The 22,539-nt window shown below is 48.0% G+C and carries 7 protein-coding genes; 1 reads left to right on the top strand and 6 read right to left on the bottom strand.

What is annotated here, in order from left to right:
* Positions 1–427: 427 nt before the first annotated feature.
* From MXE39_RS11860 to MXE39_RS11840, 5 genes are all read right to left on the bottom strand, one after another.
* Entirely contained in the window at positions 428–1,177 is a 750-nt protein-coding gene (locus MXE39_RS11860; RefSeq protein WP_246978932.1) for a class I SAM-dependent methyltransferase, read from the bottom strand.
* A 657-nt stretch (positions 1,178–1,834) separates the two neighbouring features.
* Entirely contained in the window at positions 1,835–6,397 is a 4,563-nt protein-coding gene (locus tag MXE39_RS11855) for a hypothetical protein (RefSeq protein WP_246978933.1), read from the bottom strand.
* Positions 6,398–7,426: 1,029 nt separating this feature from the next.
* Positions 7,427–11,995 carry a hypothetical protein gene (locus tag MXE39_RS11850; protein WP_247074159.1) on the bottom strand — a complete coding sequence of 1,523 codons (4,569 nt, stop codon included), beginning with the start codon at positions 11,993–11,995 and terminating at the stop codon, positions 7,427–7,429.
* Positions 11,995–12,225: a hypothetical protein gene (locus MXE39_RS11845; protein WP_247074157.1), complete on the bottom strand. Its 231-nt coding sequence runs from the start codon at positions 12,223–12,225 to the stop codon at positions 11,995–11,997. The genes MXE39_RS11850 and MXE39_RS11845 overlap by 1 nt, the downstream gene beginning before the upstream one ends.
* A gap of 443 nt (positions 12,226–12,668) precedes the next feature.
* A complete protein-coding gene (locus tag MXE39_RS11840) occupies positions 12,669–15,323 on the bottom strand; it encodes a hypothetical protein (protein ID WP_246978935.1) in 2,655 nt (884 codons plus the stop codon).
* A 1,384-nt stretch (positions 15,324–16,707) separates the two neighbouring features.
* Between MXE39_RS11840 and MXE39_RS11835 the strand changes: the two genes are divergently transcribed.
* Complete coding sequence (locus tag MXE39_RS11835; RefSeq protein WP_247074155.1) at positions 16,708–17,490, top strand: M15 family metallopeptidase; 783 nt, start codon at positions 16,708–16,710, stop codon at positions 17,488–17,490.
* Between the two features lie 1,211 nt (positions 17,491–18,701).
* On the opposite strand, the gene MXE39_RS11830 is transcribed toward MXE39_RS11835, so the two are convergent.
* Positions 18,702–19,670 carry an AraC family transcriptional regulator gene (locus tag MXE39_RS11830; protein WP_246978937.1) on the bottom strand — a complete coding sequence of 323 codons (969 nt, stop codon included), beginning with the start codon at positions 19,668–19,670 and terminating at the stop codon, positions 18,702–18,704.
* Between the last annotated feature and the right edge of the window lie 2,869 nt (positions 19,671–22,539).

Here is a 22,539-nt window from a genome sequence, read left to right as displayed (position 1 = left end):
TAGCTCACAACCAGCTTCTTTCAGCACAGGTGTCACCACACTGTACCTTGCTTTCAGCTAACGCTTCCCACTAGCGGGTGCGTAAGGGACTTTAACCCTCAAGATAATGCTCATGCCGAGCACACAAATACAGGGCCACCAGTCCTTAACAGACGGGTGGCCCTGTTTGTTTTTGACTCCTGCACTACTAACCCCGCCCCTGCCTGACTTCATTAAAGCCCAGCCCAGCCCAACCAATGAGACAGTGAATGTCTGATGCTTATGGCATGCTGGCTGGCATGCACTAAGGACGCCGGTCATGGTGACAATTGCAGTAAGCGCAATTCCCAGCGGCTGAGCAGTGGCAGCGCCCCCTGCGGGAGGCATAATGCACTGCAGGTATGCCGGCCCTGGTGACAGATGCAGGAGGCGCAAGCCCGGGGACGGGCTATGCGCGGCACTCGAAAATGAACATAGGATCATTGTCACTGGAGGCAGGGGTGCGGTCAAATGAGGAGAAGGTTTTAACAGATTTAAAGCCTGCCTCTTTAAGCATCTGCTCCATTTCACCGAATCTGTACAGGTGCAGACGGTAGTCCATGGTCTCAATATGCAGGAGTTGCCCGTTTTTCTCAACCAGATAGACTGAAGGGAGCATCTGAGTCTGAGTCTTCTCCTCATACCAGGTCTTGGTCTTAAGTATTAAATCGTAGCCCTCTTCAGTTGTAACCTTTTCACGTGGCTCGTAATGGCAAATATATTCCTCTATGCTTGCCACTGTATCCACAGCAAAGACCAGCACACCGCCAGCAGTCAGCATAGTCCTGAGATTTGCCAGGACATCCACGCACAGCTCCTTATCGGTTATCAGAGAAACTGAACCTGAAGTAATCATGATTAAGTCATACTTACTGTCAGTCTCGAACTCCTGAATAGTGCTTTCTATTACGCAGGCCTGTGGCGCCTTTATCAGCAGACGCGACAGCATTTCAGCTGAAGCATCCATGCCTGTAATGTCATAGCCCTTTTTGAGCATAGGTACCAGAAAACGGCCGCTGCCACACATGCACTCCAGGATCTTCGTATCATCACCTGCATATGACATGTAAAAAGCCAGCTCATCTTCCGGAGCCTCAGGATGCAGCAGATCATACATTTTGCTGCACAGTTCACCATAGTAATTGGCCTTATCAATCATTTACAGAAATCACTCTTCAAACAGATTTATAAACTCTATTATCGCTTTATAAAATTATTTATATCAAAGACATTTTTTGTTGTCCATATCTGGACATTATTCAACACCGTGCATACTGCACCATGAACCTTGCACGCAGGATACATCAGGACTCTTACTTATTCGTGTATGCACGCATGCATGACATCATACAGCAGGACTCTTACTTATTCGTGTATGCACGCATGCATGCATGACATCATACAGACAGACAGCATGACAGGCTGCCTGACTGGTCCCTGACAGGCTGTCTGACAGGCAGGCAGCTGTATGCCCAGCTGCAGGCAGCACAGGCCGGACAGAAAAATGCCGCTACTGACAGTCCAAGGACTGCAGGAACGGCATTTTCAATGGGTAATCTCCCTGTACGTCAGTACCTGTCCTTAACAGGCATTGCCCTGCGCTGTCCCGCCAGGCATTGCTATGCCCGGCATTGCCACGCGCTGCCCTGTCGGGCTGTGCCCTGCGCAGCATTGACTGGCATTGCTTTGCCCGGCATTGCCATGCGCTGCCCTGTAGGGCTGTGCCCTGCGCAGCATTGACTGGCATTGTTATGCCAGGCATTGGTCATTGACTGACATTGTTATGGCCTGGCCTGGAAAGACTTGCAGGGGCAGATTACCTGTTTTTCATGGCCATGCTGCACATCCTTATTACTTCAATATACTTTTTGACATTCTCGCTTAAACCAAATAATGAACAAATAGCATCTGCTTCACCTGTAAATGTATTTGCCTGTGGCTTCAAATCAAGGTACTGACGCCTTGCTTTGAGGCCAATAATGAGCATTTTCTTACTGGTAAATCCGCCATTAGGTAAAGTGACATCGCAGTCTGCAGCGGATCCTGTCAACATCGCCTGTGCTGCCCCAGCTGCATAAAAACGGAAAGAAGAAGTACTGAGTGTTTCAGCAGAGCTGAACATACATGGCCCTTTGCCATCGATCCCCAGGGCAGATAACCTGAATTTCTTCAAAAGCACCATAGAAACATCACTAATCGGACGCTCCAGTCTCATGAGGTCAACATACTCAAGGAACTGACCGTACTTTTCCTTGAACAGATCCAGCTCTTCATTGCTGATACCAAGCTTTTCCAGAACCTCTCTGACATGCTCAAAACCGGTAAGTCTAAAATGATAGCCATCATTGGACTTCGAGATTTTAAACTGCATGCCACATAAAGCATTATGGCGGCCCACCTCTTTGATAAACGGATCCACTCTGTATTCACGCAGTGACAGTACTGTTCCAAGATATGCTATGAAAAGCAGGTTCCGGGCAACATCAGGATGATTGAGAGAATTAAATAACACTGGTGCATTTTCAACAGAGTCAGGAGCCTGGTGACGAGTGTATCCCAGATCAAAGGTTCTGGTCATGGCCAGCATGTCAGCAAGGGTGGAAGCAATATTGCCAATGCCGGTCAGTTCAGCTTTAGTGAACCTGCCCTTGTACATCATGCTCTCACCATAAACTGTAATACTGTAAGAATCTACTTTATTCCGGTCGTACCCGTTATCAGCATCCTTGCTGGTCATGGCATGCCTGACTTTCTCTAATTCAACGCTCTTTCTGATGAACTTAGCGCTTCCAGTCAGGGCAGCTCTGGTGTACGCAACACCGTTAACATTCACAGCTCTGGCACAGGTAACAGCAACCCTCTGGCCATCAATTCTGTCAGACTCCCTGATGAGCTCCTTACCAAGCTCATTACAGATTTCACGGTGAGTGCTCTTGTTAAGAGAGCACATATGAATCCAGCGCAGCCCCATGTCCTCAAGCTCGCCAAAAGACTGCATATCAGCATTGATGTCACTGCCAATAATTACGCCTTTGACCTTGACTTTGTCTGCCTCAAGACGGACCTTCATAAGGTTCACAGCCTCTTTGAGAGTTTTACTGCCCTCGACCAGAACATAGTTCAGGGGCGCTGCATAACTCTCTGCAAAACCCATTACACAGTAAAAAGCTTTGAACCTGTAACCGTCATCATCATCGTCAAAGATGTTGTAAGTACCGCTGATTTTGTTGACAGAGATCCATGCCCCGGCCTGTCTGTCACCATTATGTACACAGATATCCTTTACATAATCAGTAATAAGCGGCTGCAGCATGTCACGATATGGATTAAGAATCTCGCTGCGTATGCAGCTGACAGCCATTATGATGAAATCTGCCCCGACAGGAGCAGGTATAAAAGCAAAGGCACGCCTTGAACTTTCGCTGATATCCTCAGGCGAAAGCTCCATACCTCTGGCATAGTAATTTACAGCACAATCAAGTAAAACGTCTCCAAGAGCGCTGATATCAGGTGTATATCTGTCCATCATTGCGCTGAACTCACGAATGACAGGGTGACAGGCTGCAAAAATAAAGGTACCAAAACTGGACGGCTCAGAGAAATCAAAAGTACCAATCTCATTGACGCACTCTTCCCAGTATTCAGGGAACTCTGTTTTGAATTCAGGGTATGGGCGCATCCTGCCATCATCAGTGACATGTCCTATAAGCTTGCCATTAACGGTGTTGCTTTCCTGATTAATCTGAGTGTGGCTCTTCTTACGCATGCGTCTTGACACGCGCCCGGTTGAAACACTGGTAACAGGCTTGCGACTGTATACCTTGCCTGTTTTCTTATCCACCCATGCCTTTTCAGGGATCTTAACATCATTAAAATAAGGCATCAGATCATCTTCATCACCATAGCGGACATTACCTGGCCCATATAAGCCATAGTCCCTGTAAATGTCATCGTCCTCATCATCATCGTCGTCGTAGTCGTCGTAGTCGTCATCGTCCTCGTAGTCGTCGTCCTCATCGTAGTCATCATCATACGACTCATCGTCATCGCTGCGGTCATAATCATCATAATCTGCAGGAAAATTGATGATATGGTCCTTACTGTCAGTTGCCATGGTGCTGTCACTGACATCAGAGCCCTGATTTCCATCAGCAAGGACAGGGAGTGCATAAGCATGCTTACTTTCAGGCTTGACGTTACTCAAATTAAGAATTGAGGTTTCGCCCTGTGCTGTCAGTCTGGTAAAGACATCAGTACAGGTACAGCGCAGTCTGAGAAATTTGCTGTCAATAAATTTATTGAGATGATCTTCAGTGCTCATGTACTCATTGCCCTGTGCCCTTGCAAATCCTTTTATAAGATTATTGAGCATCTCAACACCCCTGGCTGTTTTACCATATTCATTATGGTAAACAACCTCGGCCCTGGCATTGGCATACTCGGCACTTGTTTTGGCACTCATGCTCTTATGGGCAAGATTAACCATGTCCTGAAGCTGCATGGCCTGCACGTTGTCCAAACCTGCATGCAAAGCTCCACTCTCTGAGCAGACTGTATCTGTAAAGGTTTTAATAAAGCTGTCTAAAAGGTCTTTATTATCCCGGCCGGTGTAAGGAGCACTTATCATGTCTGTCCATGCTCGGCTCAGTTCAGGCACATCGCTGATCCTGATGAGCGGCTGGAACCTGATAAATGATTCCATACAAACGCGGGCTGCATTACAGCGGTCTACCAGGGCGCCACACATCTGGTCACTGATACCAAGAAATTCAGGTACAGGCCTGTTACAGCTGAAGCGACGACGTTCAAAGCGGGGCGCTCTGTCTTTATCCCTGTTACCCATTCTCAAACCATGAAGTACCGCCATGGAACTGAGGTTCCATAGAGGATAACCGGTAGAAAAGCGTCTGGTGAAGAAGATGTTAAACAGTACGGCAACAAGCTGGGAGGCCATTACCAGTGCAGGAGACAACATCAATGAAATGGATTGCCTGTCGCCAGGATAGACGTCCTTAAATCCGGCAAGCATACACATCATTTCAGCTGCTGTGTTCTGCTCATATCTTGCAATGCGTGCAATCAGAACCATTTCCTTAAGCATGGTGCTGTCAATACTGTTAAGCGGTAAGGCTACACCATCAGAAGCGCCCAGGGTAAAATCGGTAAAACTTCTTTCTCCAAACAGGGAGCTGTCTATTGGCATTAATAAAGCTGCCAGATCGGGCGGGATTGTATCTTTCCTGTTATTTGTAAGATCAGAGAGACTTGTTTCGCTTTCACCTTTAATCTCAGTGAAGACATCCATGAATGAGTAATGGGTAAAAGCCTTTAACTGCATGACACGACTTTGGTCCCATTTGAGAGGGAAAGATTTAAGATTGGTCAGCGCAGGCTCTGATCCATGATCAATGCTCTCATCTTCAAGAAAGTCATTGACTAATTGCATGATATCACTCATGCGCTCACACAGTCCTGCCCAGATAAAACCTTCTTTTTCTATCTCAGGGATCCACTGATCAAGAATGCCGTTGAGGGATATCACACCTCTGACCCTGATGCCACATGCATTCATATGCTGTTTCATCTCTTTGAGCAGAGAGCTCTTTTCCGGATTTACTTGCTCTGAAAGAGAACATATAACCATGCCGGTTCTGGCATGTACTGCCTGAATAATGTTGATGGCTTTACTGAAGTTCATTCTGAAAGCGCCAGCCCCTATCTCCTTGCTGACACTTTCCTTATTTGCCATCACGCGCACAGTCAGCCAGACGCTGTCAGGCTCGGCTACTTCGATCTGGTAGAACTGCCTTGCGTTCTCAGTAATGAAATCCATATTGCAGGCGCTTTCATAAAGCCTGAGGGTCAATGACTTGAAAAGCTCATTTACTTTGCTGAAATTCACAGCAGCAAGTCTGTCTGTATACCAGCTGTTTGAATGGCGCCATAAACTGAAGAGCAGTGCTGATGAAATCTGCTCATTAGGGTCCTTGAGAGGCTCCTGCAGGCCGCAGTAATAGTCTGAACACAAGCGCACTACAGTATCAAGAACTGCGCAGCTGCACTCGTATCCCAATGTTTCCTCAAGCTCGGAGCGAATGAGGTCAAAAAGCTCATGACGGGCAATGTGCATGAGAGGGCCAATGCTAAGCTCAGGAGCATAAGCACTGTACTCACCGCAGTACTGAGCCCATTGAACCGGACGTACCTGGCGCATTGCAAGATTAGGAGTAACGGTATTGAGGCTGCTGACTTCGCCGGTCATGACAAAATCAACATTCTTATCTCTTTTTACAGAACTGTAAATCTTATGAGACTCTCTGCTCTGAAAAGAATTTGGTGGAAAGCCCATTTCAGGCCAATTGACGTTGCTCTGGTCCATAATAATGTCCTGGTTAACTGATTTGCCATGATCACGCCAGCTCTGCAGCCGCATAAACATACCAACATGCTCTTCACCGCAAGCCAGCAAACGCCATGGCATAACCCAGGGCGCCTGCGGCCATATCAGGCTGATGTCACCAGCCGCTAGAGTCATTGCTCAGACTCAGGCTGGCTGCACTGGCCGTTTGCCAGCATGTTGTCCGTATATTGCCAGCCTGTATGACAGGACTGCAACTGTTTATCTGAAAAACATACCGATAAAGCTCACACTTTTGCGAACAGCATGTTTTTTGTGCAAACCCTTGCATCCCCCGCTACTGCACAGCCATGGCCTTATCCCCTGTAATAACGACAGCGCGCGCTCAGTCACTGCCTGAGCCCGCCTTAATAGCGACGGCGCTCATCACGCAACTGTACCGGTATAGCACCAGCCCCCACTAAAGCTTATGCCATGGCAGCATCACCGCCCCTGCCATTGCAGCATCAACGGCCCTGCCATGGCAACATCTCTCGCCTAAATGAACGCTTCCGCCGATGGCATCAGCTCAGATACCTCACCCTGCAATGGCTGCTGGGTAGGTCAGCTCCACATTCATATCAGCTACATCACCTTGCAAATGCTGCCGGGAAGGTCCTGCCGCCGGCATCAGCTCAGATACCTCACCCTGCAATTGCGGCAGGAAAGGTCCCGCTCCACCTTCGGCGCAGCTGTATCCCTCTGGTAAACTCCACTGCCCGGGACAGCTGGCTCCAGCCTCAGTAACATCAACAGCGCATATGCCGCTTCGGATCCGTGCCGGGCACAGTATGCAGTGCATGTAAAAAAACAGAGGCCCATACCTTTGGGCATGGACCTCATATCTTTTCAAACAGCGTTAACTGATGATCAACGCCACTTGTGAGCCAGCTGCTGATAAAAATGCTGGCATTTTGCATGTGGCAGCAGACGACTGCCTGCAGGCTGCAGGCTGCAGGCTGTCACTGCTGTTATCTGCAGCCTGATGAAGACATTGTCAGTGAGCAGGCTTTACAGTCTGGCTTCTTCAATTGCTCTTGCCATATCCATTGCCAATACTGCATTTTCAGCCAGCACATCAAGGTCTTTGTCAAAAAAATCACATGATGGCATGATAAAGCTGCTGAATTCATGATATCCAAGATATTGCATTAGATAGCTGACAGCATCAGAGACAATCAGGCTGCTGCATGGCCTGTTTGCACAGAAGCTTTCCAAAGCGCTAAAGAACTTGCTCAGAGCATGGCAAATGAGATCAAGATCATCTGCAATAAGGCTGAAGTAATCTCCATAGTCACGATCAAGCTCACTACGGGTGCCTGCTGGAGCTATCTCACTGACCCTGCCATTTTCATCCCTGATTATCCTGAGATTAATATTCCTCAGAGCCTCTATGGTTCTTCCTCCCGGAAAGCTGTCTGTTGTCAGATAATCACGAACTGCTATTAACCTGCTCCAGTATGAAGCCAGAAGAACACCAGCTGCTGACTTGAAATTGTTGTCAGGATTGAAAGAACTCATCTCACCCTTAAGTACCTCAGGCACCTTATGGCGTACATACCCCTGGTCAAAGGTGACAGTAGATCCAAGCATGTCAGCAGCAACTGCAGCACAGCGTCCGATCTCCTGGAGAATCTTGCGGTCAGGCCTGCCGGTAAACAAGAAGCTTTCACCAAAAAGCGCAATACGATCATTGAGGTCATTGAGGTCATGGCCCTCAAAAATATTCTCCTGACCAGCCCCTTTGATTGCACAGCTGCGGCTGATTTCAGACAGATGAGGCAGATCGCGGTTTACCTGATACTCACTTACTGCCAGAGCAGCGCGCGAGAAGCTGAAGGAGTTACTGATATTGTTACTCATGCAGCTTACAGCACCCATGTCGCCATCATTTTCCTGTGATGCCTTCCAGCTCTTTTTGCCCAGCTTTGAGCACAGCATGGAGTGAAGTTCATCATCAGTACTGCACATCTGAACCATGCGTATATTTGCAGCTGACCAGGATGCGATCTTAACAGCGCCGAACTTTACTCCAGCGCCCATAATAATACCCTTGAGCTTAACATGGTGGATATGCATAAACCTGATCATCTGCTGAACAGCCTCTTCAGCAGTGAATCTGTCATCGAGAATAATGAGGTTTAAAGGAGTAGCAGTTGGTCCATAAAATGCCATTACGCAGTGACAGATGCGTTCAGCCCCATATTTACCGGATGAGGAAGGAATTTTAAGAGCATGCACTGTAATCCATACCTCAGGCTCCTCAATATCAGCAAAATCAGCTGTATGTTTGATTAAAGCAAGAGCATTAGGCAGACTGCATTCCAGGAAAAACATACAGGAAGGAAGATCGAACTTGCCAAGGTTTCTGACCAGGTCCTCCTGAGCGCATGGAACCATGTTAAAGCACATAATCTGCTGCTGCATAGACGATACAGTTGCAGGCGAGGAGGAGATAATACCTCTTGTGTACATGTCCAGAGCCATGTCAAAAATACTGAGTGCTGCATCTGGCGAATCACGCTTGAACATGTTCAGGAATACATCTGTTATAACCGGGTTGGCTATAGCATGCAAAAACATACCAACGTTGTAGAGCTCATCAAATTTCCATTGTGGTAACTTTGGCCCCCATGCTGCACTCCAGACGTCAGGCATGGCGCTCTTAAGCTCAGGATAAGGCCTCATCATGCCATCAGAGGTAATTCTGCCAATGGCTACAGCCTTTGCGCCGTTGACTGCAGCTGCTGCGGCAGCGGCTGCAGCGGCTGCAGCTGCCTCGCTTCTGCCCTTATTCCTGCGCATATGGCGTGGCATACGCTGACTGCTTTGAACAGGATTATTGTCAGGCTTGCGATCATAGACAATACCTGTCTTTTTATTAACCCATGCAGACTCAGGAACAGCAATATCCCTGAGATATGGCACCTTGTCGCCTTTTTCACCATACTTGCGTACAGAATTCTGAAAACTGATCGCCTTACGGCTCATGAAAAGATCATGGATTTCCCTGATTTCTTTTATGTCTGTGGCGACCCGTGACATAAGAAAATTAACATGCTCGTCGTACTGCTCCTGACTTATCCTGCCCTGTCTGAGCATTTTGCGATACAGCCTCAAGGCTAAGGCCAGACGTGCCATCTTCACTTTGTGTTCAATGAACGTACGACCGTATTCACCGAAACACTCTTTATAAAAAGCTGCATCATCATCATCGTCGTCGTCATCGTCATCGTCAAAAGACCAGATTCCGTCATCCTCTTCATAGTCTTCATCACTGTCAGACCATAATTCTCCATCGTCATCTTCCAGGACTTCACGGAACCAGTAGTCTTCATCATCATCGTCGTCGTCGACAGCATCAAACCTGTAGTCTTTGTAATCCCTGTCAGGGTTGAGCAGCCAGTTTCCATGTTTATCGAGCATGGCACACTCATCTCGTACCCAGTTAAATACACGGCGGTCGAGATTTTCCTGTCCCGGCCTGTCCTTGCCATTTTCATCCGGAGTCAGATCCACAGTCATTGAACTGTAGCCGCCACGAGAAAGATCTACTACAGCCGGTTTAACTGTAAGCTCCTCTTTCTGCCTTACCAGGTTACAGCTGTAGGAACTGCGTGCCATCCTTTGATAGCTCTCACCAGTAAAGTCCTGCATTAATTTGACAGAAACACTGTTGATTCTTGACCTGTCAATAATACCGCCCTTTGCCTCCTGGACAATCTTAATAAGATCATCTACAAAAGCCGAAGTAAGAGCATCATTGTCAGGGCTGTTCAGAGGCTTGCAGACAAGTTCACTCCATAATCTGTCTATCTGGTCAACACACTTGATACTTCTTACAGGACAATTACTTACAATCTGGTCAAGGCAGGCGCGCAAAGCATTGCAGCGAGACTGTAAAGCCTCAGCATCTGCCCTGTCAAAACCAAGATATGCAGGCCACTTGTCCACAGGCTCAAAGCAGCGCAGCTCAAAGATACCCTCATCCTCATCCCTGTTTTCTGCCAGTCTTACTCCCATGAGAGCAGCAATACGCTCATAATTCCATGACAGTGACTCTGTACGGAAAGAGGTCGCGAAAAAGACATTGATCAGCTGATTGACCAGAATCAGAGACTGCAGCTCCACTGGAGAGAACAGCTGAGTCAGATCAAAACCTTCCTCATTGTCAGCAGTCTCTCCATGAACAGCACCAGCAAGCTCAAAAACAGCATCCTCATCAAAGCGTACCCTGCGACCAACATGAACAGCCTCTCTGAGAAATTCCAGGTCCTCTCCTTTGCTGCAGACAGCAAGTTCAAAGTTCAAATATGGATCCATCGGGAATCCGACATTATCACCAGATGGGGCAGATTGAGACGTCTCCTTCATACCTGCTTTTTTCATAGCCTTTTTCCGAACTTTGTCCTTACTGTCTGAAGATTTGACTGCAACGGCAGTATATTTGCAGACATAGCGCTTCAGATCATCAGCAAGGTCATGCTCATTGACAAAACTGCAGCGCTCCATCATTGAGTTTCTGCGCTGTGCCAGAGCAAAACCGCGTGAAAAGGCGTGCTCATCATAAAAGGCATGTAATGCGGTGGTTCCGGCTCCTCCTGGCAGATGGTTTTCACCAATATGCACAAGCAATCCTGCAGGAGGGATATCAGGGCACTTTTTCGGATCATTAATGACAGACATGGCCTCATTGAGCATGCCGCTCCATGCTGACGTCTTCCTTTCACCAAGACCTGCCCATCTGAGCCCGGCATCCCTGAAATTGTTTATCCATCCTGCAATGGAACCATTGAGCAGGATTGCACCTTTAACCCTGATACCAAGACCCTTAAGATGCTCGACCATCCTGTGTACAGTCCGGCTCTTTGCAGGCTTACTGTTGTCACCCATAACGCATATGACAGTACCAGTACCGGCATGCACAGCTTCAACTATGTGACTTGGCCTCTGCATCATTTGCTCAGGCATGAAATTAAGACGCGAATTGTCAATTGTTGATTCACTGTTGAGCTTAAGACGTACAGTGATCCAGACACTGTCAGGATCAGGGCAGTCCATCAGCTTGCCGGTATCATCATCACGACTGTGACTGCAGGCCCACTCATAGATCTTTGAGGTCCATGAGCATGACAGTGCGTTAAGGCTTTCCATATCATCAGCTTTTAAATGCTCAACGCCCATATTATGCTGGCTGACAAAGGCGCTCATCAGCATTACATGAGGGGCGGCAACAGTACCATGTAAACGCTTCAGTGGCAGTTCCCTGCAGGCGTGCATATCACCAATAACGCGCAGAGCCATGCTTTCCATGGCAAGAGCCCTGGAGACACCAAAGGCCTTTACCAGATCACTGTGCAGATCGGCAAAAAGCTCATGCCCGGTCATAAACATCAGCGGGCCTATGGCCTTTTCCGGTCCAAAACAGGAGTACTCGCCATAGCTGTGCACCCAGATATCAGGGCACATAATACGGGCATCATAAAATGGCCGAAAAACACCATGCCTGTTAACTTTTCCCACATCAGTACGTTTGAGCTTGTACTTACCCCAGGAGTTTTTTTCTCCTGTGCGGCTCATTACAAACATAGTTGTGCTGCCGGCCTCATGTATACACCTTTCAGGCCCATTGGCAAAAGGATAAAAAACGAGGTGGTTCTGTCCCATAACTCTTCCATTTTGAAATTAAAAACTTTAAAAACTGCGGCATTTAATAAGACCACCTGCTCACGGAGGTCATTACGGTTGCATTCTTGTTGCCCTCCCGGCTGAACCATGAGGGCCATCTTGACCGCATCATATCTGTCCACGGTGGCCATCACAGCTGCATCACTGCCGCACAGATGCCTGACCTAATAACCGCATCATATCTGCCCACGGAGGCCATCACAGCTGCATAGCCTCTGCCCTGATTCATGACTGCACAGCGGGCATCCTGGCCGCACCACGGCTGCATGCTTCATGACAGCCATAATGGCTGCAGCACAGATGCCTGGCCCCATAACTGACAATGCCACGACCATTACTGTCATCAGCCCGGCTGCTGGCAGTGGTATCAGCCAGTCCATAAGAGGGATGTAAGTATACTCAAATACGGCTGTCTGCAGGTACCGGCAACCTCAGTCACGTTGACTGTGTAACAGCGAGCATCCATTACGCAGGCCCGATATGATGGTCACTTCAGACATGAAGGCCATAAAGACAGCCGTCTCAGGTCAAAACTGTCAGCAGTTGCAACTGATTTCAGGACGCATCAGGCCTTGCTTGAGTCAGCATTTTTAACCATTTCATCCCATACCTCAGGCATGGCCTTTTTCATTTCGAGATTAGGCATCATTCTGCCCTGAGTTGTGACCTTGCCAATGACAATGCCACTCATGCGGGTCTGGGTACGAGCCTCATTTTTCTGTCCCTGCTGCTTTTTGCGCTTGCTCTTAGGCACGCGCTTTGGGGCTATGGTAATGGTGACAGGCTGTCCTGAATACACCAGACCTGATACAGGATCTGCATAGGCCTGAGCTGGAATCTCAATCTCATGCAAGCTCTTTTCGTCACCCCCTCTGGATATCATTTCTGACATTTGCTTTTGTTTTGATTTGGCGGCTTTTAAAGCCTCAGGGTCGACATCACCAAACATGTTCTTGAAATATTCCGGACCTTTGAACGCCTCATTAAGCAAATTGAGTAAACCCTTTCCAAAATCCGAGACCTCGACTCTGTCAGATATATTTTCATCAACAGGGTCCACGGACATCTTAAAGTTCATGTCTTTAAAAACAGGACGCCTGAACAGCTCAGTCCTTGCAGCTTTAAATCCTGCAGGAATGACATCAATAAACTCCTGCCTGGTATCATCCTTTACCATAAGCGATCTGAACATAAGATCAAGACCGCCCATTTCTCCCATGTCTTCAGGGTCTGTGACTACACCCTGACCTGTTTTGCGGGCAAAGATATCCTTAGTCTGTTCAGGCTTACTGTTAAATATCCTGTGCTCCATAAAAGTGGCAAAGGCGCTTCGAATCTCATCAATAATTTCACCTGCATATGGCTTTGTGGCCTCGCAGCCGGAAATCAGAGCAATGAAATCCTCGACAAATGACCTCATCCTGTCGTCCACCTGAGGGTCATCAGCTTTCATGCTGACAAGCTCTACCCATGCCGGAGTCAGTGCGTCAAAATTGCATAATCCTTTGAGTGGAACACGGGATACAACAGGCTCAAAGCAGGCACTGATCATAAGGCACCTGTCAGCCATTGCTGCTCCGTCCTGATCAGTTATCCTCAGATACCATGGAAGGGTCTTATCCAATGACAAGCGGCGGTATTTTAATTGTCCATATGAGCCGTCGCCATAGTCACAATCAAGTCCACAGCGAACGCCCATAAGATTAGCCATTCTTCCGTAGTTCCATGCTATGGTTCTGGTTGAAAAATCCCTGGTAAAGAAGATATTGAAAATCCATGCTGCTGCCAGGGATGCGCTGACCACGCTGCGCGACAGGCCTGCAAATGAGTTGATAAACTCGGGATTTTTGCAGGTGATATTGCCATGAAGACCGGCCATGAAGGTGGAGATTGAGTTATCAAGGAAACGCACCTTACGTGCTACCTGTGCACCCTCCTTAAGAAAACTCTTTTCCATGCCCTTAAAGCTGACAATAACCTCATGATCACAGGTTACGTGGACAGGCATTGGGAACTCATCACCTGTCAGATTGTTATCATAAGGTGACTCCCTTTTGCCATAAGGATCACGGGACAGATTTTCAGTGTAGATAGTTGCAGTAACATTGGTCCTGTTCTTGATCATACTCATGGAGCGCTCGATGTTTGACACATCCATGTCAATCATACCGTGGTATTCAAGTGCGCCACCGCCCGCCCCCCTGTACTTTGAAGCCCTGTATCCTGTGAGCTTTTCAAAAGCGCATTCATGATCATAGTCAAATATAGTAGCCGGCTGCGCCATCTCCAGATCGGAGATGTAGTCAATAAAGTTATTAAATGATGCCTTGTACTTCTCCATAATGCCCATACATGGGATGTCAATACTGATGAGATGATCCACCAGATCGGCTGCCATACCATTAATACAGACAGCTCCGTGTACGGTTATTGACTGTTCCTTCAGGGTCTCCACCATGCGCTCAATAATCGTGCTCCTTGCTGGCTGCTCCTGATCGGTCATCGAGCAGATAACAAGACCACTTCCTGCATGTACAGCCTGAACTGATACTGTGTAAGTCTCAAGGTCAGACTCATCGCACATTATTTCCTCTTCAAAGCTGGTTGGCCTTTCCTGATTAGGTACAGCTCTTACCGTCAACCAGACATTATCAGGTGAACTTACATCAAGCCAGCCAATTTTGCCCAGCTCCATGTCCTGTCTGCAGAAAGAGCAGGCATAGTCATAAAGACGCCTGGACCATGCACCTGACAGATCATTAAATTGCTCAATGGAAAAATCTGCCATGTTCCTGAAATACCAGCTGCTGTCATGTCTCATGACCGACAGCAACATGGCTGGCGACTGAGCATCGACATCATCAAAGATATTAATGCCCGATGCACCGAAGTAATCGCCGAACAGGCGCAGTGATGTATCCATAAGACAGTGAGCCTGCTCCTGCCCCAGACTTTTACAGAGATCAGCATAAAGATCGGCAAAGAGCTCATGACGGACTGTATAAAGCAGAGGTCCAGTAGCCTGCTCACGGGAATATGCGCCATAATCGCCATAATATTTCACCCACACCGATGGGCTCAGTGTGCGCAGTGCAAGCTCCGGCCTTATCAGACCCTTACCACTTTTATGGCCCACACAGACAGGAGTACGTCTGTCACCATGCTCATACAGAATATGAACTTCATCACTGCCATTTTTGAACAGCGCATCTTTCGGCATACCGGCATCTGGATAACTTCCAGGACAGACACTCATAATAGACCCCTTAAAAAATCAGATAAAAACAGACCAGAACAGATGAAAACAGTACCAGATCATTGCTGAAAGTCTGTTAAGGACATACGTTTACAATTAACAATCAGCCATCGCAATCAGTTCACGCCCATGGATCCATGGGGTATCCAGACAGGCCTGATCTGTGTGCAAGGCATGCACTGCATGCAGCTTATCCACTCAGGCCGTGCATCGAGCAGCCCAGTACAGGCAATGCATACCAGCAGCAGCGTACAGGGCAGTCAATAGCAGATCATCATGACAGGGGCCACAGGACCAGCGCCACCATGCATCTTTACAGACAAACAGACATGGTAAGGCAGAGCCAACCAATGGCATACCTGATGAAGTGTCATTTTCTGCGATAGTATTAACATGTCATTATGCATGTATCATGGGCATTAATACAGGTTAAATTTCATTTTTGCAGCCCATGCTTATCTCAAGACAAGGCCCATGCAATCGCCACCTGAGGTACTTTAATTTGCCGCACTGCCTCTTTGCCCTCGATAATATTCCGACAAGTGCCAGTCCATTGACTGCCACCAAGGCTGACCTGCACCTGCATTGCATGTCTTTGCAACATGCCTCAACCAGTCCTCCCCCTTATCCTGTAAAGATACATTGCCATAACAGGCGCTTGCCGCTTTACCAGATAGCTGCACCAGATGTTGCTATTGCTGCCACACCCCCTCAATCACAAGGCGACAGCGTGCAGCCGCAGTATCGGGGCTACTGCCTGCAGCCGCAGTCTCAGGGCTACTGCCTGCAGCCGCAGTCTCAGGGCTACTGCCTGCAGCCACGACGCCCCAGGATGACTGCCAACAACCTCATTCTCAGAGCAAATGCCGCAGCCACGGCCCAGGATGACTGCCTGAGCTACAGCCTCAGTGCAAATGCCGCAGCTGCAGTCTCAGGCCCCTTGAATAATGCGATGGCCAAAGAGTCATGACCACGCGACTTCATTAAGCCCGTGCCGGTGAACATGGCAACGAGGCCAATACAGGCTGGCAAGGAACAGTCAAACACAACATGTTCCTGACTGGCCTTGACTTGCCAGACCGGGCAAGTCCAGAACCCTCCTGGCAGGTCCAGTACCATACAGGGCATGCGCCATAGCGATGGCAAGGGCTGTTGCCATGTGATGACAGTCTGTATTGGCATGCAGATTGAGTTATTTAAGGTTCAGCAATTGATATGCTGATACAATTAGAGAATGACTGATCCTGCAAGGTTGCAGGTAATATTGATGTTGCTGTGAGATTTTCGTGGAGATGAGAGAAAAGTGAGAGCAAAACTTTTACTGTCCGGTTTTATTTATGCCGCCAGCATGTCGCTGGTTGCCCTGCCTGCAGGCGTAGCTGCCCTGTGGAGCCAGCCTGCTGAGGCTGCAGCTGCACCCGCAGCTGTGAGCAATGGAGCCCAGTATGCAGCTCCTCTGATGGATCCGGCCACTTCCCCATGGAAAGCTCAGACCATTGTCAGTGATGCTGATATTGAGCTTCTTGGCCTTGATGCATGGTTTCGCGCTGAGCCTGTCTCAGATGAGACCTTTGTGCGCATGTGGACCAGGTCATGGAAGGAAAACTGCACTCTTGAGCGCAGTGAGCTGCGCTATCTCAAGATGATCCACCGCAATGCCATGGGACAAACACAGCGCGGTGAGATGGTGGTAAATGCAGCTATTGCAGACAAGGTGCTGCGCATCTTTAAAAAGCTTTATGTGGCAGGCTACCGCATTGAACGCATGGTGCTGATAGATGATTTTGGAGGCAATGACGAGCTGTCCATGCAGGCTAACAACAGCTCATCATTTAACTTCCGCTTCATGACCCATTCCCCAAACAAAGTTTCAAAGCATGGTATGGGCCTGGCTATTGATATCAACCCTCTTTACAATCCTTATGTCAAAAAGATAAAAGAAGACTCATGGATTATTGCCCCTGAGACGGCACAGCAATGGGCTTTTGACCGTAAGGACCGCACTGACATTCCTTATAAAATCGACCAGCACGACCTGGCCTACAAGCTCTTTACAGAAGAGGGCTTTGTCTGGGGCGGCAACTGGAGGTCTGCCAAGGACTATCAGCACTTTGAGTATAAACTCAAGTAAAGCCACTGCCCCTGACATCCGTCCCTCATAACAGACAACTGCTACAGCTGCCATCAAAATTCTGCCGCAATCTCATATTGCCGCTACAGCTGTAGCAGCCCCTGGCCTGCACTGTAAACTTCCCTTCCCTGCACACCTCCCTGCAATTTACACATCCCGGCCCAGTACCCCCACAGTCCTGCCCACATCGCCATCCTGATCCCCATACTTAGGCAACACCGGTACTCGTACTCCACCTGCACTGTGTACCAGTCCAGTGACTGTCTTTACCACAGGTCCTGTTTCCCTCACACCTTTCACAATTCACAATAAACACTTTACAAAATAAACAGAAATGCAACCCACATTATTCTATTCATAATATTATGTAAAGCATAGCAACTTCAAAGCCAGCATCACAATTACAGGTTTCAGAATATGTAATGTATAAGCTGCCTGTCATATGCCTCCTAATCAAGTACGTAAAGGCAGTGCATATTAACAGTAAGATCCAGCTACAGTGAAAGCGGGCACGGAAGGGCAGTGTAAAGGCAGGTTAATGAGGATATGGCGCAGAAATTAATACCATGACCTCAAAGGCCAGGATTTGCTGACGCTTCACATCTGATGGAAGAGACATGAGGCTACATCCCATCCAGCGACAGGGCACTGCGGTAAGCATGCCCTGCTGAGAATTAACTCAGGCGAGACAGTAAGTGATGACTGATACCTTACCGGTAATTGCCCAGGTTTTGTAAAGCAAATATCAGGCATCATATTCTTTGGCCGCATACAAAGGAAGCTGCTCAGAGGTTATGAGTAAGAGAAGGATGGGAAGTATGAGTGGAGCAGCTTGACATGCATGCACATAGCTGAGCAGTACGAGTTAGCTGCCAGCCGGGCATGCATACACGCAGCTGAGCAGTACGAGTGAGCAGCCGGCCGGGCATGCATGCACGTAGCTGACCAGTACGAGTGAGCAGCCGGCCGGGCATGCATGCATGCACGTAGCTGAGCAGTACGTGTTAGCAGCCGGCCGGGCATGCATGCACGCAGCTGAGCAGTACGAGTGAGCAGCCGGCCGGGCATGCATGCACATGGCAGAACGACATGCGTGGGCGGCTGCTCAACGGGCGTGTATAAGAGAAGGCCGAACTGTGTGCGGATGCGGGTGCAGATGCGGGTGCGTCATGCACAAGGTTTACGTAAGATGCTGAGCCGGGGATTTGAGATCAGCGGACAGTGACAGCATCTCCAAAGTCATCATCAGCTGTATCGCCTGTGAGGGCAGCACGGCTCTCAGCAAGGTCGCTGTAATCAACAGGAATACCGCGTATGAAATCGCGCGGAGTCTGGCGGGCAAACTTCTTAAATACCTTGGTGAAATAGGAAACATCAGAAAAGCCGCACTCAAAAGCCACCGCTGTTACGCTCTGCTTGGGATCCTTGAGCAGCTCCATGGCACACTGAATGCGGTATGAATTGATGTATTCCATAGGCTTGCGGTTAATAATATCCCTGAACAGGCGCACAACAGATGGAGGAGTAAGTTCCAGCAGATCAGAAAGCTCCTTAAGGCTTATGTGCTTCTTGTAATTGCGATGAATGTAGGAAAGAGCAAGACGCATTTTCACCACACGGGAAACGCCATCTCCAGTCTTGTCCGGCATGAAAAAGAGATTGCGGTGCTCAAAAATGCCCAGCAGATAGTACATCAGACCAAAGGTCTTAAGTTCATAGCCATTTTTCTGCTCCCTGATGACAGCAAATAGCTTGTTTACCGACTGGAAAATACTCTCCTCACCATCAGCATCATCATTGCTGTAAGGGATATAGGGAGTGAACTTGCGCTGATCGTAAAGAATGGAATAAAGGAAGGTATTGGACAGCGAACGCTCACGCAGCAGGAAGTTCAGATCAAATACCATACATTCATAGACACAGTTGACAGGCTCGGCTGAGTGTACGGATCCCGGATTAAATATGAAAATATCACCGTTGCCGTTTTTGCCACGGCCGGTGTAGCTCTTGCCATCAATGGTCACATGCAGCTCGCCATCAAGGACACGGCAGATTTCACACTCATCATGCCAGTGAGTTTCCATCACGTAGCGCGGATGAGAACTGTTTACATGATAAAAGGCAAAAGGGAACGAGATGTCACCATGTTCCTTGAGCTCTTTTAAAAATATCTCCTGCATCCTCAGCTCCTTTCCTCAAATAACACACAACCTTCCTGATAATTAAGCCCTGTTGCTCATCTGCTCAGGCAGTGTATGCCTGCAGAGTGTGTCTGTAATTTACCTCACACCGAAAGCAACACAGAGCAGCCTGCAATGCATTGAGGGCGGCACACTCAATAACCGCCTCGCAAAATTACAACCAGACTGTCCTGCTTTCACATACTGTGTCCGTAGCCGCAGCCTGGGCACCCCATGGAGGCCGCCTGGGCACACCATGGCCGCTGCCTGGGTACACATTGTGACAGCCTCAGTGGCATATGCCATTGATTCAGCAGTGGTCAACACCATGGCCACTGCTCAGGTGCCCCACACTATGGCCACCTTATGGCAAATTCGACTGCCTCTGTTAAGCCTGATGCCTGTTGTTATGACTTTATGAGGCAACAACATACTTTCACAGTAACAAAAGCAGCTCAATAACGGCCACCTGCTATGCTCATCCATGCAAAGCCCGGCACAGCCCAACACCTGCCGCAAGCTGCTGTGAGAAATAGACTGCATACCATGCATCCTGCATGATGCTTATAGCATCATGAAATTACAGGGCCGACTGCTCCTGCTCAAGTAAGTCTGCAGACATATAAGCTTCATCAGTAAAGCGCAGCATCATACACAGCCGTCGTCTTTCGTCTGAAAAAGTACAAGTTAATAATGACCAGACAGGCCAGCCTCATTGGAGCACGAGTCTGCCTTTACAGCAAGTGCAGTTCTCAATACACCGGGCACCATGCCGGGCATCATGCACCATGGCTATGTGCTGCTCACAATGAACCGGGCTCTATGCACTATGGCCGTGTGCTGTTCACCATGCAATATGAGACAGCTGCCACGCACAATGAACCATGTGTCATGGCTACCATGCGCTCTGAGGTCAATCAGTCTGCGGCTTATCCTAACAAATGATTACGGTGTCAGACCAGTGAGCACAGCTCCAAAGTGAGATCCCTGACTACATTCAGTCAAAGATTGTCATTTGCCATTATATGAATGCTGCCGGCATGCCTTACTGAGTTCAAATAACACCTCAGGCTCTTAAGCCATATCCTTTACATAAATGTGGCTGCCAGTACGCGTAGAAATTCATTACTGACAGCATACTCATTAATGCCTGGACAAGTCATGGCAGCCTAATGCAAGCGCCAGGGCAGTGCTCGATGGATCCGACCCCAGCCAGACACTGGCAGAACGTCATGCATGACTCTAACAGGATACGCCGCCCCTGAGGCAGTCGTCATGTTATTGGCTAAGCCCCTGAGTAAGCCGTCCGGTTATGGGCGGAGCTCACGGCTGTGCGGCCGGCTCAAGAAGAGCGAAGCTGCTGCCTGTCAGGCAGGCTCATGGAGAGCGGAGATCCTGCGTGTCAGGCAGGCTCATGAAGAGCGGAGATCCTGTCTGTCAGGCTGGCTCATGATGGAAGAAGATGCTCCCTGTCAGTAAGGTTTAAGCCTTATGAGGCAGGTGCATGTGGGCAGGTCTATTGTGAATGATGCCGGGGCGTCCAGCCGGTGCTGGCGGGACTGGCTGCGCTGGCAGCGCCCCTGTATGGCAGAGCAGTACCGGGACCTTGTGTGACCTGGTGTATGGGATGGTTTGTGGGCACTGGCAGCCATATTAAGAGTATGTGCAGTGGCGGTCACTACCTTACTGGTATTTGCACAAAATTTAACCTGCCTTGGGTCAGCTCTTAATTTGCTAATTATGTGCTTTGCGGTCAAACAGCCATATGCCGGATATGCCCGCCCATGGGGCTTTACCTGTATACAAGATGATATCAATGTAAAGTCAATCAACAAATGTAAAACGAAAAAGGACCTGCGTTAAATACCAGTTCAGCAGGTTCTGTCAGTTATATGCCCACCTGTACTCTGTGCTGTGTTCACGCACATTGTCGTTTTCAGACCCATAAAATGGACGTTGTAAACAGGCTTATTTTTCCTGTTTATACAACAGCACAGCTTTTACCATTGCGGCGGGTCCGTGCACACTGTATGAATAGCCTGCACAAACAAGGTCGGGAGAGTGCTTACATGGCAACTCAGGTCTGAGTGTCAGTTCACGGTCAAAAAATGCCCAAATGTACCAAATACAGTTGAGTGAAATTCCCTGCCTTAACATGGTGAAATTTACAGAATAAAATGTGATCTGTGACTCAATTTAGTCTTTATTTTGGAAATTGATTAAATACATATTGATTCAAATTATCATCAGGCAATTTGGTAATTTTTTAACATTGTATTGGGAATAAATGAAAGTCATTTTTTGAATCTCTTCTATCCTCATTTATGTGACGCAGATCATGCAAAAGTTCAGACAAACTTCAGTAAGCCAAAGCTAACGTTGGACAAATATCAAAGCTCTAAATACGATTAACACGCACTTTGTCATAAAGCACTTTCTTTTGGTCCTTTATTTTTATTTCTGGTAGTAAATGATTATCAGCCCCTGTCAGCTATTCTCAGGAAGTTCTGAAAACGCTTTTTCTGCCCTGGATAAAGCAGTTATGGTTTAAAGGCCATATTGGTAGAAAAAAGTGAAATTATTTAAATAAATTACCAATATCCATGAAAAAAGTGCAAGTTGCACGGGGTTGAAAAAGCAATAATGACCATGACCTCACATGGAAGCACTCCAAACGAAGCCGATATTTTTAAGCTTTATCGTTCAGACAAAAAGCAAGATTCAAAGTAGTTTGAACTTTATTAAAACTTTCCCAGAGTTTTGAACTATAAAAAGCTCTCTAATTAATAGATCCATGTAAATATGTACATAATTCTTAGTCAAGAGTTAGACATATACCCTTGTAGTCTTGCTGCCCGGTGGCCTTCCT

The organism is Anaerobiospirillum sp. NML120511 (assembly GCF_023050955.1).
Taxonomy (GTDB): domain Bacteria; phylum Pseudomonadota; class Gammaproteobacteria; order Enterobacterales; family Succinivibrionaceae; genus Anaerobiospirillum.
This window is presented reverse-complemented; position numbering and strand designations above follow the sequence as displayed.

Bases quoted from the DNA above. Each gene is read 5' to 3' on its own strand.
- MXE39_RS11855 (WP_246978933.1), bottom strand. From the start codon at position 6,397: ATGGACCAGAGCAACGTCAATTGGCCTGAAATGGGCTTTCCACCAAAT.
- MXE39_RS11835 (WP_247074155.1), top strand. From the start codon at position 16,708: ATGTCGCTGGTTGCCCTGCCTGCAGGCGTAGCTGCCCTGTGGAGCCAG.
- MXE39_RS11860 (WP_246978932.1), bottom strand. From the start codon at position 1,177: ATGATTGATAAGGCCAATTACTATGGTGAACTGTGCAGCAAAATGTAT.
- MXE39_RS11830 (WP_246978937.1), bottom strand. From the start codon at position 19,670: ATGCAGGAGATATTTTTAAAAGAGCTCAAGGAACATGGTGACATCTCG.
- MXE39_RS11840 (WP_246978935.1), bottom strand. From the start codon at position 15,323: ATGCCGAAAGATGCGCTGTTCAAAAATGGCAGTGATGAAGTTCATATT.
- MXE39_RS11850 (WP_247074159.1), bottom strand. From the start codon at position 11,995: ATGAGCCGCACAGGAGAAAAAAACTCCTGGGGTAAGTACAAGCTCAAA.